General features: G+C 50.5%; 11 protein-coding genes and 1 pseudogene. 3 read left to right on the top strand and 9 right to left on the bottom strand.

Going from position 1 to position 16602, the window contains the following annotated elements; genetic code table 11:
• The first annotated feature begins 80 nt into the window (after positions 1 to 80).
• Entirely contained in the window at positions 81 to 1010 is a 930-nt protein-coding gene (locus WG219_20910; GenBank protein WXL25725.1) for a LysR substrate-binding domain-containing protein, read from the top strand.
• A gap of 317 nt (positions 1011 to 1327) precedes the next feature.
• Positions 1328 to 2113, top strand: a complete 786-nt coding sequence (locus WG219_20905) for a gamma-glutamyl-gamma-aminobutyrate hydrolase family protein (protein ID WXL25724.1) — start codon at positions 1328 to 1330, stop codon at positions 2111 to 2113.
• A 94-nt stretch (positions 2114 to 2207) separates the two neighbouring features.
• Here the strand turns inward: WG219_20905 and WG219_20900 are convergent, their stop codons facing one another.
• Positions 2208 to 3695 (bottom strand): aldehyde dehydrogenase family protein, encoded by a 1488-nt coding sequence (locus tag WG219_20900; GenBank protein ID WXL25723.1) that lies wholly within the window; start codon positions 3693 to 3695, stop codon positions 2208 to 2210.
• Positions 3696 to 3977: 282 nt separating this feature from the next.
• On the opposite strand from WG219_20900, the gene WG219_20895 reads away from it, so the two are divergent.
• A complete protein-coding gene (locus WG219_20895; GenBank protein ID WXL25722.1) occupies positions 3978 to 4655 on the top strand; it encodes a carbohydrate-binding family 9-like protein in 678 nt (225 codons plus the stop codon).
• Positions 4656 to 4706: 51 nt separating this feature from the next.
• Here WG219_20895 and WG219_20890 read toward each other — a convergent pair whose 3' ends face one another.
• From WG219_20890 to tssI, 8 genes and pseudogenes are all read right to left on the bottom strand, one after another.
• Complete coding sequence (locus WG219_20890; GenBank protein ID WXL25721.1) at positions 4707 to 5177, bottom strand: hypothetical protein; 471 nt, start codon at positions 5175 to 5177, stop codon at positions 4707 to 4709.
• Between the two features lie 41 nt (positions 5178 to 5218).
• On the bottom strand, positions 5219 to 6472 hold the full coding sequence (locus WG219_20885; protein WXL25720.1) for a nitrite reductase: 1254 nt from the start codon (positions 6470 to 6472) through the stop codon (positions 5219 to 5221).
• A gap of 104 nt (positions 6473 to 6576) precedes the next feature.
• A complete protein-coding gene (locus WG219_20880; GenBank protein ID WXL25719.1) occupies positions 6577 to 7302 on the bottom strand; it encodes a hypothetical protein in 726 nt (241 codons plus the stop codon).
• A 44-nt stretch (positions 7303 to 7346) separates the two neighbouring features.
• The gene (locus WG219_20875) at positions 7347 to 10433 is read right to left on the bottom strand and encodes a glycoside hydrolase family 19 protein (protein WXL25718.1); all 3087 of its coding nucleotides are present in this window, start codon (positions 10431 to 10433) and stop codon (positions 7347 to 7349) included.
• A 70-nt stretch (positions 10434 to 10503) separates the two neighbouring features.
• Entirely contained in the window at positions 10504 to 11076 is a 573-nt protein-coding gene (locus WG219_20870) for a hypothetical protein (protein WXL25717.1), read from the bottom strand.
• Positions 11077 to 11201: 125 nt separating this feature from the next.
• The gene (locus WG219_20865; protein WXL25716.1) at positions 11202 to 12044 is read right to left on the bottom strand and encodes a hypothetical protein; all 843 of its coding nucleotides are present in this window, start codon (positions 12042 to 12044) and stop codon (positions 11202 to 11204) included.
• Complete coding sequence (locus tag WG219_20860; protein ID WXL25715.1) at positions 12038 to 14467, bottom strand: glycoside hydrolase family 19 protein; 2430 nt, start codon at positions 14465 to 14467, stop codon at positions 12038 to 12040. Before WG219_20860 ends, WG219_20865 begins: the two co-directional genes overlap by 7 nt.
• Before the next feature lie 54 nt (positions 14468 to 14521).
• Positions 14522 to 16566: pseudogene (tssI, locus tag WG219_20855) on the bottom strand (type VI secretion system tip protein TssI/VgrG).
• Positions 16567 to 16602: the final 36 nt, after the last annotated feature.

The raw sequence follows: 16602 nt of genomic DNA, 5'->3' as shown, positions 1-16602 counted from the left end.
CCTATTCTCACAGGCAAAATGAGTTGGCACAAAAGGATAAAAACCATGCTAAGCATGATTATTACTCATGGATTATTGGCGTGAGAGAACGACTTCCCCCGCTGTATGCCTTGCGTGCCTTTGAAGCGGCGGCGCGGCACGCTTCATTCACCCGTGCAGCTGAAGAACTGGCGTTGACCCAAAGCGCGATCAGCCGCCATGTGCGCACACTTGAAGAGCACTTTTCCTGCCGCCTGTTCGACCGCCAAGGGCGCGCTCTACAACTCACAGAAGCCGGACGCCTGCTGCTGCCGGGGCTGATTGAAGGCTTCACTGCGTTGGATAGAGCCTGTAGCACCTTGCGGGTGGATGACGCTGTGCTGCGCCTGAAAGCGCCCTCGACGCTGACCATGCGCTGGCTGCTGGCGCGTATCTCGCGTTACCGACTCGCGTCGTCAGCGGAAGTACAACTAACCAGCGCCTGGATGGACGTAGATACCGTGGACTTTCTCCACGAGCCCTTCGACTGCGCAGTGCTGCTCAGCGAAGGCAATTTCCCGCCAGAGTGGGGCAGTTGTGAGCTGTTCAAGGAATGGCTGATACCGGTGTGTGCACCGGAGGCCTTGGGAGATAAGCCCTGGACCCTGTCGCGCCTGAAACATGCCGAATTACTCCATCCGACCCCCGACCGCCGCGACTGGCGGCAGTGGTTGCAGGCGATGGGGCTGGCCGATCAGGTCTCGCTCAAGGGGGGGCAGGTGTTCGATACCTTGGAGTTAGGCATGGTTGCCGCTGCTCGGGGTTACGGCGTGTCCATTGGGGATCTGGTGATGGTGGCCGAGGATGTTGCGCTTGGACGAATGGGCCTGCCATGGCCATGCGCGGTGCCCAGTGGATGCAGCTATTACCTGGTCTGGCCTAAAGCCCGCAGAGGGCAGGAGCGCGTGGAGCGTCTACGTGATTATCTGCTGACGGACATTGCTGCGGTGCAATTACCCCCTGTGGAGTTTGCTTCTCGCAAAGAAGGCTGAAGGGATGGTATTCCGTAAAAAATAATGGACTATCTGAGGATGTTCCTATCACCAAATTTGGGTGAAATTGGCTTTTTATAGGACTTTAGGAGAATCGCCGGGCCCAGTCTGGCTGCGGATTTGCTCGGATTTGTTTGACATATTAAACGGCAGTGGCAGACTGGCTGCACGGCTTCGGCTGGTGCGAAAGGGCTGTGAGCACCCTTTTTTGGTCTTTTACCAAGACCGCTTTCAGGCACCGCCAGGCGCAAACAGGAAGGCACGACCCCCGTCTTTCCTGCACAGCAATGCAGGCCATGCCTGCCTCAAGGTGATGTATGTCTAACAACAATACGAGCAAGCGCCCGGGTGCGCGTAAACCGGTAGTGCTGATGTCCATGGGAGCGCAAGAGCGCAAAGGGCACGCCTATCAAGTCATGACTCATAAATACATAACCCCCCTTGTTGATATCTCCGGCTGCGTACCTCTGCTTGCTCCGACTTGCTGCGGTATTGATGACCTCGAACAGTACCTGGACATGGTCGACGGTGTTTACCTGACCGGTGCTGGCAGCAATATCGACCCCGTTCTGTATGGGCAAGAAAACAAGACCCCTGGTAAAGGTCAGGACCGTGACCGCGATGACTTCGACCTGCCGCTGATCCGTGCCGCGCTGGCGCGTGGCCTGCCAGTGTTTGCCATTTGTCGTGGCATGCAGGAGCTTAATGTGGCACTCGGTGGCAACATTCATCAGAAGGTTTACGAAGTCCCCGGTTTTAATGACCACCGCGAAAATCCGGATGACCCGGTGCCGGTTCAATATGCCGACAGCCACACCGTACGTGCTGTACCGGGCAGCTGGTTCGCTGAGTTGATGGGCGACGATGCGTTCCCGGTTAACTCCCTGCATGGGCAAGGTCTGGACAGACTTGGCGCTGGAATTGAGCCGCTGGCTCACGCTGAGGACGGCCTGGTCGAAGCCATTCACCTGCCGCAGGCGCAAGCTTTTACCCTGGGTGTGCAATGGCATCCGGAATGGCTGGCATCGGAGAACCCGCATTCAATCAAAATTTTCAGCGCATTTGGTGATGCCTGCCGCCAGAGGGCAGCGGCTCAACAGTAAACGCTAGTGTGCTGCGGGCCGTGGGGTTGAGTCGCGGCCTCACGCCCCGCAGCACACGACTCGCTGCCTGGCCGGGACTGGCCCAGCCATATCGTTATTTGATGTACCAGCCCCATGGTTGGTCGCTGTTATAACGGGTTACCTGTTTGATTTCGCGGTAACTGTCGAAGCCCCATTGCCCCAACTCGCGCCCGATACCACTCTGCTTGTAACCGCCCCACGGTGCCTCGGTGAAGGTCGGCTGCGAACAGTTAATCCAGATGATCCCAGCCCGTAGCCGCTTGGAGAAACGCTCTGCACGTGCCACATCACGGGACATCACCGCAGCTGCCAGACCAAACGGCGAGTCGTTAGCCAAACGGCGTGCCTCATCTTCAGTGTCGAATGCACGAACACACACCACCGGGCCGAAGATCTCTTCACACCAGATGCCGCTGTCCAGTGGTACGTCGGCAAAAATGGTCGGCTCCAGGTAATAGCCTTTATCCAGATGCTCAGGACGCTTGCCCCCATGTACCAGACGGGCGCCGCTGGCTTTACCTTGCGCAATGAAATCCAACACTTTTTGATGCTGGCCACGGCTGACGAGCGGGCCGAGAAGGGTGCCCTCCTGCAGGCCATTGCCGATGGTGATGCGCGCCGCTTCAGCTGCCAGACGCTCCAGCAATGCGGGGTACAGTGCACGCTCGACTAGCACGCGGGATGTGGCCGAACAGACCTGTCCCTGGTTCCAGAAAATACCGAACATAATCCACTCAACGGCCTGTTCGATATCGCTGTCCGCAAAGACGATAAAGGGCGATTTACCACCCAGCTCAAGGCTGATGTTTTTGATCTCGCGGGCAGCGGCCTGCATGATGCGGCGGCCAGTCGGCACGCTGCCGGTAAATGCCAGCTTATCCACAAGGGCGTGTTCAGACAGCGGCGCACCCGCATCTGCACCCAGTCCGGTGATCAGGTTGAACACGCCAGCCGGGACGCCTGCTTCGTGAATGATCGAAGCCAGCTCGATGGCCGTCAGTGACGTCAGCTCCGAAGGCTTAAGCACCATTGTGCAGCCCGCGGCCAGCGCGGGGGCGACCTTCCAGGCGGCCATGAGAAGCGGATAGTTCCACGGGATAATGGCGCCCACAACACCTACCGGCTCCCGCTCGATCCAAGTGCTGAAACGGTCATCTGCGACTGCGAGGTCCTGACGGGGAGTTGTATCGGCTGCCTCGGCCAAATCCGCGTAATAATCAAAACAGCCCGCAGCGTCTTCGATGTCCAGCTCAGCCTCTGCCAGTGGCTTACCGTTGTCACGAACCTCCAGCACCGCCAGCTCTTGCAGGCGCGCGCGAATACCTTCGGCCACCTTACGCAACACCCTCGCGCGTTCTGCGCCGGTCAAATATGGCCATTCACCTTCATCAAACGCACGGCGGGCTGCTTTAACCGCCAGCTCTACGTCTTCAGCCGTTGCTGCGGGCAGCTCGGCCAGCAGGGACTCATCACTTGGATCATCTGTAGTGAAGCGTTGCCCCTTCACAGGGGCAAGCCACTGACCGTCAATGTAAAGGTGCTTATGGACGATTGGATTCATGGCGGTATCTCGTTAGCGCAGGCTTGATAATTTCAATGCCAGACTTGGGTGAGTTAGTGTCTGAGATCAAACGTACCGCAACATACGCTGATCGAGCGATGCTGATTACGCGCGGGGATGTTTCAAACCGTGAAAGACAGGCTGTCTGTGCCAGAGCAGCGTGTATGCACATCGGAGTGAGCGCAGAGTCCACAGGCTACTGGGAAAACGTAAGCGCTGGCGGTAAGGTCAGCGCCATCAGCGGCGGCACAAAGTCGCCAAACACATCAACAGGACACCTCCTTGCAATACGTCATCCGCTACCTCGAAACCCTGCCTCCCGTTACGGCTGATTGGCATGCCAGCCACTGGCAAACAGCGGATGTGATGAGCATTGACCAATTCCGTCGCGAAAGCAGCCACCACCGCCCCATCACACAAGCCAAACTGCTTTATAGCGAGCAGGGCGTACAGGGCATCTTCAAGGTTCAGGATCGCTATGTCCGCTGCGTTACAACGCAATTCCAAGACATGGTGTGCAACGACAGCTGCGTCGAGATATTCCTTCAGCCCAAGCCTCAGGCGAGTGACGGAAATGGCTACATCAGCGTAGAAATGAGCGGCAACGGAACGCTGCTGAGTTACTACATCACAGACGCAGAACGCACCGCGGATGGCTTCAAAGCGTTCAGCAAACTCACGCCTGAGCAAGGCCAGCAAATCCGAGTCCAAAGCACACTGCCTGCTGTCGTCGAACCTGAAATCACTGAACCCACCGAGTGGTGCCTTGAGTTCTTTATCCCTTTCAGCGTGCTTGAAGCCTACGTCGGAAAATTGGGCCAACTCTCAGGCCAAACTTGGCGCATCAACCTGTTCAAATGCGCCGACCAAACCTCCCATCCACACTGGGCCAGCTGGCAACCCGTACCGGAACTGAACTTCCATATGCCGGACACCTTTGGCTGGGTGAGGTTTGAGTAAGTAGTCGGATGCATACGGTCACTCCAGTTAGCGCGGCTGGGGTGAGCGGTCTCAGATACCACATGCCTCACCAAAGGCCTTATAGGTCTTCTCTTCGGAGGCTGCTTTAACCGCGATATCGACTTGCCGGTTATCCGATTCGTGATACTCCGAAAAATCAGACTGCCACTGCTTGATCAGCGTGACAGTTAAATCCTTACTGGAATAAACGCTACTCATCTCATCCGCGCTGGCCATACCTATCTGCATAGGATTGCCATCCAGCTTGATAAAAAGCTGGTCATCAAGCTCCACTGCGATTGGTTCTGCGTTTTCTAGCGGTGCGTAGAACTTATCAGCAGGAAGCAGCGCGCAGCGGTAGTTCTCAAGGCCACCAGTCGCTCGGTATGCGCTTAGCGCCTCTTTGTATGTGATCGGGCTAAGCTCAAGAGCAGAGGCATGAGGGATGAAGATAAGTGGCACGAGAAAGGCAAAGTAACGTGCGATTATGCATGGCGATCCAACCCTGAGTTTATAGTTCATATGTAGCGAACCTGGTCATTTAATAGTTCTGGAGGTGGGTGTTATTCAGTGTTGGACGCTCTATTCGGATCTTGCGTGCTACACAGGGCGGCATCATCCGTAAAAATTACACGCCGGATTTCCCCATTGTTAAAGAAGGGGAGTTCCGGGCAGTAGTAATACCCGCTATCCAATTTTGATAGTTTCCATGCAGTATTTTCTCGGCGTATTACCTTGAGTTTTTTGCCAGGGGTGTCTTGTCTAAAAATCTCGATAAAAACCCTTGGTTGAATGGCAAATGAAATATCCTCAAGCACCTCGCAGTCTGCGGGGTTAATATTTTTTAATTTCAGCTTTCCACCGCTAAACTCTTCGACACGTTGCTCAAACTCGATAAATCCATTTTTATAGTTAGGTATGACGTAGCACAAGCGTGGTGTAGTGCCATCCATTATTGGCAATAAATAACTGCTTGCAGTTTGAGTCTGTTGAATGTCACTGCCTTTCCATTGGTAGACGGATACGCCGTGTTCACAACAACTGGAGCGCCAATGCGAGTAGATGGTGCGATACTCTGGATCGAATTGGGCTGAGGTTATTTCTTGTAAGGCTTGCGGAGCGTCAAGGTAACGGTCGGTCTTTTGATCATACAGCCAGATCTGTGAAGGAATGTTAGGGCCAGCAGGAAGAAAAAGATTAATTTTCAGGTCTGGCCAGCCATCGAAGTTTGCGTCAATTAAGTCTGGCGTGTAGATACTACAAGTGCCTTGAGAATCTGTTTCCAGCGTCTGAAATAGCTCACCGTTCTTGTAAAGTCGAATAGCTGACACATATGGTGGAGTGGGGCAGCCGCTGATATCTGGTTCAGGTAGAGAGCTAGCGAGCAAGCGGATTTCGTAGGGGAAATGCTTATCGAGATCGCTCATTACACGCTCCAGTTTTACTGGAAAAGAGCGCCTGCCATCTGGCGATGTCCATGTTCCTAAAATTTCGTTGGTAAGCGCGTCAATGTGCCAGACTCCAGTTAGATTGCTTCCATCGTTGCTTAGATGTTCTGACAACTCTGCGGTATTTCCTTCTATCGCTCCACTTAAAGCAAGTTGGTAACGCGTGCTGGGCTTGCAAGGGAGGTAGCAGTAACTGCCTGCTAAAGTATCAGCAGTTCGGGTTAGAGTGATTTCGATGTTCTTATTCCCCAAAGTGCCTGCCCAATAACGTGTCCAAACAGGAAATTCGACTGAAGCGGCGGATATCGCTGAAGAAATAAATAGAGAAATGATGGGGAGTAAAAGATATAGAAATGGTCTGTGTCTCATGCAACTTCCATTTTGCGTTGAAATATGGATGGCTTAATATGTTTGTTGCAGAATTTTCTTAGCTATGGAGGATAAATAAATCCGTCCCTTTTTATTTTTTTTATTTACCTATAGCACTCGGTTCTAGGAAGAGAGGTAATATATGCGTTGTCTACATCCTTTATTTGCATGTTATCTCCATCTTCAACTATTTGCATTTTGATAGGGTGGTCAGTTTTTTTGCTGTCATAGACAAGGAAAATATGGTTGTTGCTTTCTAGATAACATCCATCTGGTGATTCAATAAAAACAGTAGGGCTAGAGTTCTCTAGGTCGCTCATTGATTTATATAAGTTTATCTCTTTAAGGCCGTTTTCTATAAATGTCTCAATCTTTAGTGGGGTGTTGCTTTCTCTGAGAGGTGCTATATTTATTCTGTTCGCAGATTCCTTCCACTTGTTTAAGTACTGGTATGGTATTTCTGTGTACTCTGGTGTTAGTTTCTCACCCAGCCCGCAGACAGCCTTGTTAACTCTAATTCCAGAGTACTTACTTCGAAAGGTTGTATAAAAACAATCAATAAGCACGTTCCCATTTGTTGCTTCTAATGTATAGAAAATGTCTTCATCTGAGCTGGAAAATAGTCCGGGGCGGTTATTGATGTTGGTTAGATTTCTGTAGATTCCGTCCTTGCTTCCGACTAGATCTCTATAATGTTTTTTGTCCCCGTCCATACGAATAACAATGTCGCGCTTGTTTTTTTCTATATAAGCGACAAAGTTGCTCTGTCCATATCCTGCTGAGGTTAATAGGGATAATATTGTAAAGCCTATGATGGTTGATGGTTTCATTGCTGTAGATCCATAGATATTTGTGATGATTCTTTTAGGGTTGATTAAAAATTTCTTGCGTATGATGCAATTAGCTCGGCTTCATCTTGTCCATTAATTATCCGTCTTGCGCCTTTGTAATCAACTTGGCTTTTATTTATATAGTCAGATAGAGAGCGCCCGGTGAAAACGCCGGATTTCATTCCCCAGAACATTATTTGGACTGCATATTTAAAATCTGCTGCAAGGTCGGGGTTGTTTACAAAGTCAACGCCGATTGCTTCTGATGATATTCTATAGTTCTTTTTCCATGTCAAATGAACGCAGCCTCTCCCCCGATATTTAAAACCATCACCCTCTTTTGTGTTCTCATTTTCTTTTGCTCTTTTTCGATGCGCCGCAGTGCTGGCTAATACTGGATCATATTTATTAAAGTATGAGTAGTCACCTATCTCTGGTTTTTCACTAAAATATTCGCCAGATAAGTAGTGGTATGTCTCATGTCTTGTTGTGGCTAGCATGTATGCGAGCTCGTATACATTGACTTTGACATTCGATACTATTAGATGTTCATTTATACTGTTCAATAGCTTTTCTAAATTTCTTTTAGATTGCTCGCCTAGTGGTGTAGTGTCCTCTCTAAAGTCCTGATGCTGGGCAGTGTATAAAGCTATAAACTTATCAACGTCTATTGCTGATTTGTTTTTACTGAATTTGCATGCTATGGAGCAACAATGGATGTGCCAAATATTTCCACTCTCAGCAATATCATCCTGCCCAATCAAGTCCGTCCACCAATTCAATTTTTCAATCCGTTTCTTCTCAACTTCCCAGTCCTGATTAATATGCCCAGGCTCCTCAACCATCAGCGTGTCTAGAGCATTCCATTTAGCTGCACTCCAAAACCACTCACTTTCATGATGGGTGATGATTTGTGAAATGCTCTGTGCAAGCCATGGCTTTTCAAGTGCGGTACGGATTTCTTTCGGTGTTAGCTTTCCGTCGCGTTCACCTGTGGGATTCTGGCCATCAATGATGTCGTAGAGCTTGCTGAAGATCGGGCCGCGTTCGGTTTGTTCGATCATGGCGGCGTAAGTTTGCTGCTCTTCACCTGTGATGCACTGCGTTGCATCGAGATTTCTTGAGCATTGGCTAACCAATGAAGAGTGATCCTCGATCGTGGTAAAGCCGGGCCATTCCCAAGGAGAGTGTTTGGAAATGATAGGGTCGATTTCCGGAACCCAGCCGGAGATGTCTTGGCCTTCTTTGCCGCCTACGGTGACGTACCACCAACGTGTTTGGTCGGGTGCTACGGCTTTCGCAGTTGCGGGTAGGTCTGCCCAGCTAGCGCCTGAAAGAATATAGTCGTAGCCGGATTCCTGACCGGGGTTGGCGTTGGTAAGCGGGAACTCAGTCCAGGCTTGCAGTGACCCTGCCGTGCTGCTGCGCTGGCCTTGGGCGTTGAGCTGGCTGCGCTCTATCCAGTATGTGCCTGTCAGGCGTATGCCTACTTTGCGCATCGGGTGTGTCGCGGGGATACTGCCACCGGAATATGGCAGCGCACCGTTACCGTCAGCGTCGTAAGACTCCAATAGGAAGTCTGCGGTATCAGGCATCTTGCTAACTTCGACACCAGCCTTGGTTGCAAGAGCGGACTTCTGAGCAGCATTCAATGGATAGGATTTTGTAGCGCTGACATAGCCACCCAATTCTGACTTGTTGGCTTTTACAACGACATACTGCTGCACCTTGACCCAGTGACCTTCCTTGGGGGAGTCAGCGCTGATATCTACGTCTATACCTGCTGGAATCTGTGTGTCTGCCTCTGAGGGCTGTTTGATGCTGGAACCGGCATGTACCTTGATCAGGGTTTTCTGATCAGCAGGTAGCTTTTGTGCAACCGCGCGGCTCTTCTCGATAAAGGCGGGAACGTCCTCACACGAGAAGACTTCAAGGTGTAGCAACGAGCGCGGCTGGGCGTCGTTTAGGTTTTGGTACTGGCCCATATGGCCGATCAATTCACCGGCTTTTATCGGGCGGGGAGTGGCCAGCACTTGCACGCTGTCTACTTCGGGTTTGCTTTGCTCGCCCTGTAGCGATTCAAAGTGAACGTAGCCATTGATGTTGTGAATACTGTTACCGGCATGAGGGACGACGCTCTGTCCCTCAACCACCTCAACCAATTTACGATAGGCACCTGTACCTGCTTCTAGGCGAATTTTTGCACCGACAGGCAAATGACCCATTTCAGCGCTTCGAAAGTTCGGTCCTTTGCGGACACTTAAGCCTTTGGCGTTGAGTAGGCTAGGTTCGAGGTCGTTGGCTTTCTCTCCGATCAGATAGGTGTCAGCCTCACCTGTCGCGTCCATTTCGCTACGGAATACCCAGCCTAGCGGAGCGCCTGTAAGGGCGGGTGACGCTTGGCCATCAATCACTTCAAGCAGCTCAACCCACTTTGAGGACGTTGCATGTGCATCCCCTGTGCGTACCTTGCAGCCTTTAGGCAGTAGTGCAATAACGTTACCGCCGGGTTCCGAGCGAACGCGCAGGCCTGTAAATGCGTTGGTAGCCTTATCGGGCTTTAGGCTATACACCGAATCCCCCATAAATGGTGGCGGTGTGGGGGCATCTGGTAGCTCGTAGCTGTTCCAATCCATCAGGTGCATGTAGAGGCTGAAGAAGGTGAGCGCTTCTCTAGGGGCATCGGCAGTTGTGTTGACTTGGGTGTTTGCCGAGCGGGTCTCTGCATTAGATGGCGTGCCTTCGGTCTGCTCGGACTCAGTAGTTGTGTTGGCTGTGGCCGGGACGCTCGGCAGTTCCAGTTTATGTCTAACCAGTACGAACCCTGTTGAAAATTGCCTCTCCAGTCCATCTGAGTACCGCGAGGTTGGGTATTTAGCATCTATGCGGTAAGCAATGATCTCGCCATCGGCAATGCAATGAATTGCCGACTGATCAAGCAATCCCGCCGTTTTGTCATCAAAGTGCACGCCGCCATGCCACAGGCCGTTGCGGCCTAATAGGTAGAAGCCGTCTTTGGCTTTGGTCAGGGCTTGTTGGTAAAGCTCAGGCGTTGCGTTGCCTGCGTTTTCGCCTTCAGCTGCTTTGGCCTTAAATGGGTAGGCCCAGTTAAGTGGTTTGCTATCTGACATATAAGAAAGGGAACATAACTATTTATTAGATTTTTGTTGAGCTGAAAATAGAGTTGTTCCCTTTTTTAAATCAGTTTCCGTGTTTGTTTTTAAAAAGCCCGCAGCGCGAAAGATTATCTTCCCCATCCCATTCTAAAAGCAGATTTGACTTTTCGCTAATTGATAAAGAAGATTCATTTAGTATGTCTATATTTGATTCATATCCTGAGAATTTCCATAAGTCATCTTTTTCTGACCATTCGCCCCCACAAAATGAGCCGGTTTCAATGCGCACGATACAGCCGGTAGACATTTCAATAAACGCGCAGTCTGCACGCTCATATTCTTCTTCATCTGTAGATTGACTAGTTGACCCCAGTGTTATTTTATTTAGCTGTGCATATTTATTTTGGGGAGATAGTGCTGTTTCGGTATCAATGCTGTATAGGGAGTTGCCACTCGTAAATAGCTTTTGCTTTTTCATTTTATTCGTGTGAAAAACTTCACTAAACTCGCCGCGGCTTGGCTGTTCTAGAGATAACTCTGCATCTTCTGTTTGTAAAGTAACTGTTTTCTGGGTAGGTGCGGAGTAGGTGGTGCCTATAGCATAGTAGAAGACTGCAAAAAGCGCGAAAATCAAAATAAACTTCTTGACTTTTGTCATGCTGGTATTGTCTTGTGAGGTTGGTTTTTATGTGGTGTATAAAACTGACCATTTAATAATTGAGATTTGAATTGCTAATCTGCCACAAGAAATTAACTTTTTAGTAGTCTATTGTTGTGAGTTTGTTATTTATGGGACGCTGTTTTTTGATGTGTTTTAGAGGTGTTTTGATTGCTCTCACAAATTTCTGTTTTACTGCAGGGAATCCAACCTTCGATGATTCCGCTTCTGGCAGTTTTATATGAGATCTTTAACCAGCCAGAAGCTTGGTCGTTGACTACAATTATGTCATTCTGGATTAGGTATTTAGGTGTTTTGTCTGCAATGCTTGGGTATTCATATATGAACACTTTGTCTATGACCTTTGCTTTACTGGGTTTGTTTAGTGACCAATTTTTGAAACCTCTCGACATTAGTGTCTCCTCAATGGCTCTCTTGGTTTTGTAAGGGTAAGAGTAGTCTATAAAGTCGCTATCTTCTTGTGTTGCCACGTCTCCGCCAGAGCCGAAGAAATCACTCAGCTTTTTGTTGAGCGAGTACTCCATTTCTGTTTTTTCATCAAATACACTTACAGTGAAGAAGTCTGAATTGTATGAGATTCCGGTATCAGATGTGATTGCGGTGCTCTGAATTATATAAAGTCTTTTCTTGTTATATTTTTTTTCATTCAGTATAAATGCGCTCTCTATTTTTCCGGGGTCGCCAAGATACGGTAAGGTCGATATTTTCCTTGACTCATTAGTAAGGCAATTTCTTGCAGATACCGAGATTGGATATGCATCAGTGCTTCCCTCCTCAGGAATATCTGAAATGTTGAATTCAATTTGTATGTTGCTATTAGTTTCTAAGGGAGGATGCGCGCTGGCAATGTTGTCGGTCTTGCAGTTTGTATTGGCGAACAATTGTGATGAGAATAAAAGTATTAAGCTAAATGTCGCAGTTGCAAGGTTTTTCTTTATGTTCAGCATTTTTTATATAACTCCTCAAATATGATGTCTATCTCTCTTTTGTATTGGGTTCGTTCGGCCAGTCCTTTGTATCCGCCATTAATTATCTTGGTGATTAGCTTTACATTTTCATCGCTGCTTTTTTGAGTATTTTCTGCTAATGGTTTTAAGTTGTTCTTCTTCCAGAACCAAAGCCCTGTTTCAACAATTATAGGTATATATTTTTCGACTAGTGTTGGGTTCTCAGATATTGGCTTTCCAATTTCTTTTGCGCAGTCGTCATAGTTTCCGAAGTGTGTAAGGTGAAGTAGGCCTCTACCGCGATAGTCGTTTTCAGGATATTCATTTGAACCAAAGCAATGGTTTCCGTAGCCTGCATCATTTTTTAGTAGATGGTCCTCGATGTATTTCATTTTTTCTTGCTCAGAGTTGAATTTTATTCCTTTTCGAACAAATCCATTATTGATGGCTGTTGGAGCCATGGCATATAGTGATTTTGCTGTGTAGCTTGAGTAGTAAAGCGATTCTCTAAACTTTGAAAAACCCTGTGTTTCGTGTTTCGCCTGTGCTAGCAGATGTTTCAGTTGGCTACAGCTATCTATCCCGTATCTAGTGGATAGATTGTTCATGCTTTCAATAAAGCCGTTCACGAATTCTTCGCTCGTCTTACTGGTTTTGATTCTGTCCATTAACTCATGTGTGATAGAGATGTCTCTACCACATATTTTGCATTCGGAAATTGTTTTTGAGTTTGGTAAGAAGGCAGGGGTTGTAGGATGGAAATGCCACGCAGCCCCATTTGCCCCAAACTCTTCAGTTAATTCATTCCACCAACTTAGCTCTTGAATACGCTGTTTTTCTTTCTCCCAAACTGCACCCTCCAAGGCTAGTAATGGGTCCAGTTCGTTCCATTTCTCTGCACTCCAGAACCACTCGCTTTCGTATTTAACAATTAGCTGACCGAGCACTTGGGCATGCCAAGGCTTGCTGAGGGCGGTACGTATTTCGTCGCTGGTGAGTACGCCGTCTTTGTTGCTATCAACAATCTCATAGAGGCGGGCTGTGGCGACAATGGGTCCACCGTCGGTTTTGTTGATTTGAGCGCGATAGTTATGTTGCTCGTCCGCAGTGAGTTGACCACGGGCATTGAGGTTATAGGCAAGCTTCTCCAGTGGAGTGCCAGTGTCCTCTATGAATTGAAACCCTTCCCATTCCCATGGACTGTGGCGGGTGGTGATTAGCTCTTGTTCGGCCAGCCAGCCACTGATGGGATTTCCTTGGGCATCAGCGAGCAGGTTTTCAAGGTGCCACCAGTGGGTGGTTTGTTCTGGAAGGCTTGCACTGGCTGGCGTTTTGACTGTGAGTTTGTGGGTTGCTGGCAAACTATCCAGATAAGCCTGGGGAATAATCAGGTCAACGCCTACAGGCTGGCTATCGTCTGTCAGTTTGGGTGGGTTGGTAGCGCTGATATCTGGGCGGTGTTTAATCAGTCGGCTGGCACCCTTGTGTACTTTTAGAAGGGTTTTGTCCTTGACTGGAAACTGGCTGGCCCATGCACGGCTCTGGCTAATAAAGCCTGGCACATCGTCACAACTGAAGATTTCCAGATGCAGTAATGGTTGTGCGCTGCCGTTATGGTTTTGATACGTGCCCAAATGACCGATGAGGGCTCCGGCCTTAATGGGTATGGGAGTATCTAACACGACCACTGACTTTAAAGCTTTGGGTTTGCTTTCGGCTTTTAATAAAGCCGAACCAATGAATCCCAGTACGCTTTCTTGACCACCTGCTTTCAACGCAGGCTCAGTATTGCCACTGATAATTTCTTCTAGCTTGAGGTACGCCCCAGCTCCAGATGCACGTACTTTGGTGCCCCTGCTGATCTTACCTAGTGACTGTGCGTTCTCTTGAGGGGCCGCTCGTACGGTAAGTGGATCTTTTTGTGTATTTACTGTGTAAGAAGAGGCCTCCCAGAAAGCTGGGCGTTCTAACTTTTCATCCAGCTCATATTCGTTCCAGCATTTGAGGTGCATATACAAGCTGTAAAGGGTGATGCTTGGGGCGGGTTTGGCGGGGGCCGCATTAGTATTTTCGGCAGCAGGTTGAGGCTGTGGTGGCTGGAGTGTGTGTTTAACCAGTACAAAGCTGCTTGAGAAGGGCGCTTTTAAGAGTTGCGGCGTCTTGGGGTATTCAGTAACCGGGTAGTTTTCGTCGACCCGATAGGCAATCACTTCCCCATCAGCAATACAGGCAATACTGGACTGATCGAATGCGGCGGCAGTGCCTTCGTCAAAATGTACGCCACCGTGCCAAATTCCATTGTTGCCTATGGGATAAAAGCCAGCGTTGGCCTTGGCCATCTGGTTCAGGTATTCGAGAGGGTTGTTACTGGCGTTTTTGAGCTTAAACGGATATGCCCAGTTAATTGGGGTGTTGTTAGCCATTGGATAATCCTAATCCTGTCAAGAGGGCGTCTGACGGCTCGCGTAAGGTTCTTGTTAACCCGAGAAATTTAAGGCGCGTGGCGCTCGGCTCTTGGCTTCTAGTGGTGCAGCTTGAGCCTGGTCCAACAAACTCCCTGCCTTATCACTGTCCGCCATACCCGGTAGCACTGGCGGTTTGATGCCGATGCCGGAGCCTTTGCCCGGCGAGCCTCCCGCATTCACCTTCACAATCGGGCCACTCATGGTGATGCCGCCGGGGTCGAGTTTGATAAAGCTGCCGCCTGCGGCGATGGTCAGTTCAGTGCCGGCTTCGATGACCATTTTTTGCCCGGCTTTGAGGTGGATTTCGCGGCCGGCTTTGGTCAGCTGGGCGGTGCCGAGTTTGATGTGTTGGCTGATGCCAACGGTGAGGTGGTCGTCGGGTTTGACTTCGACTTTGCGGTCGGCGCGGACGGTGAGGTGTTCTTCCGCTTTTAGCTCGGTGAAACTGTTGGCTTCGACCAGATCATGGCGTTCGTTACTGACGCGGATTTTCTGGTCGTTCTCGACGTTTTCGTCCCAGTCGCGTTGGGCGTGCAGGTAGATTTGCTCCGCGCCCTTTTTGTCTTCAATACGGAATTCGTTGTAACCGCCACCGCCCGGTGTGCTGAGGGTTTTGAAGGTGCTGCGGGTTTTGTTTGCAGGCAGCTCGTAGGGCGGCATGTGTTTGGCGTGGAACAGGCAGCCGGTCACCAGCGGTTGGTCCGGGTCGCTTTCGAGGAAGGTCACCAGCACTTCCATGCCGATACGCGGAATCGCTACGCCGCCATAGCGATCGCCTGCCCAGTTGGAAGCGACGCGCAGCCAGCAGCTGGTTTTATCGTCGGCCTGGCCTTCGCGGTCCCAGTGGAATTGCACTTTGATGCGGCCGTATTTATCGCAGTGAATTTCTTCGCCTTTTGGGCCGGTGACGACAGCAGTCTGGCTGCCGAGCATGCGCGGTTTCGAATGCTTTAGCGGTGGGCGGAACGGCACGTCCCACGGTGTGGCGGTAAAGCGATTGCGGTATCCCTGCTGAAAGCCGTCTTTCACATCGGTATGACTGGTGACCGACTCTTCCAGCACTTGCGGCTGTTTGCCTTCGTGCAGGACTTGGTGCATTAGCCACAGGTCGTTGTAGTCGGCGCGCGGGTGTTCGCTGAGTTCGAGGAAGTGCCCGCTGAGCAGCATCGGCTGGTCGCTGCGCCCTTCGGCAAGGCGGTAGTCGCTGCGATGACGCTCAAGGTTGCGCTTGCTCAGGTGCTTACCGCGATCCCGCTCGGTGAAGCGGCCGGGGTAATCGTAGTCTTCCAGATCGGGTTGCTGCTGGTCACTATTGGGTTGATCGCCTTTGTAGTCGGCATGCATCAGCACGCTGGGCTTTTCAAAGTCGTAGTCCCGGCGGCTGACCCGGCTGGTGCGGGTTTCCACTCGTACGCTGAAGTTTTTGACCACGCCTTCATCCGCCACCAAGCCGTGTCTTGCTGGTAGGCCGTGGACCGGCCAAATGAGCTGAAGGTGCTCTGGTCGTCGCCGAAGATCAGTACGTGGCCGTCTTTGCTGTGCTGGAAATGGTAGTGAATACCTTCTTCTTCACACAGGCGCTGAATAAAGTGCAGGTCGGTTTCGTCGTACTGCACGCAGTAGTCGCGTTCGGGATAAACGGTTGGGCCCAAGGCGAACTGGTAAGCACCCGCCAGAATGCCGTGCTCTTCCAGTACCTGAGCCACGATTTGCGGCACAGTCAGGTGCTGGAAAATTCGCTGATTGGTGCGCAGGCCAAGGTAGGACAGTTGCGGCACGATGCTCAAACCATAGCGGTGCAGGCGCTTGCCGGACTCGCCCATGGAGGCCTGATAGATCAGGCCGTGAATGCCCAGCCCCTCTGGGGTAAAACCGAGAAAAACCGGCTGGTGCAGCAGCTCGGCGAGGTCGATATTGGGGTTTTCGCTGACCGCCTCAACTTCAATGCGATAAGGCTGGCTGATGGCTTCTCGGCCTTCAAAGGCGAGCACTTGCAGATCGTGCTTGAGGCCGGGGATATGCAGGCTGAAATGGGTTTCGTTGGCTGGATTGAACATAGCGATATCCTTATTGATCCATCGTCCTTAAAGGCC

Origin of the sequence: Pseudomonas mendocina, assembly GCA_037482215.1 — a bacterium.
Taxonomy (GTDB): domain Bacteria; phylum Pseudomonadota; class Gammaproteobacteria; order Pseudomonadales; family Pseudomonadaceae; genus Aquipseudomonas; species Aquipseudomonas mendocina_E.
This window is presented reverse-complemented; position numbering and strand designations above follow the sequence as displayed.

Coding starts and splice junctions, on each gene's coding strand:
- WG219_20880 (WXL25719.1), bottom strand. CDS start 7,302: ATGAAACCATCAACCATCATAGGCTTTACAATATTATCCCTATTAACC.
- WG219_20875 (WXL25718.1), bottom strand. CDS start 10,433: ATGTCAGATAGCAAACCACTTAACTGGGCCTACCCATTTAAGGCCAAA.
- WG219_20890 (WXL25721.1), bottom strand. CDS start 5,177: ATGAACTATAAACTCAGGGTTGGATCGCCATGCATAATCGCACGTTAC.
- WG219_20900 (WXL25723.1), bottom strand. CDS start 3,695: ATGAATCCAATCGTCCATAAGCACCTTTACATTGACGGTCAGTGGCTT.
- WG219_20905 (WXL25724.1), top strand. CDS start 1,328: ATGTCTAACAACAATACGAGCAAGCGCCCGGGTGCGCGTAAACCGGTA.
- WG219_20870 (WXL25717.1), bottom strand. CDS start 11,076: ATGACAAAAGTCAAGAAGTTTATTTTGATTTTCGCGCTTTTTGCAGTC.
- WG219_20885 (WXL25720.1), bottom strand. CDS start 6,472: ATGAGACACAGACCATTTCTATATCTTTTACTCCCCATCATTTCTCTA.
- WG219_20865 (WXL25716.1), bottom strand. CDS start 12,044: ATGCTGAACATAAAGAAAAACCTTGCAACTGCGACATTTAGCTTAATA.
- WG219_20860 (WXL25715.1), bottom strand. CDS start 14,467: ATGGCTAACAACACCCCAATTAACTGGGCATATCCGTTTAAGCTCAAA.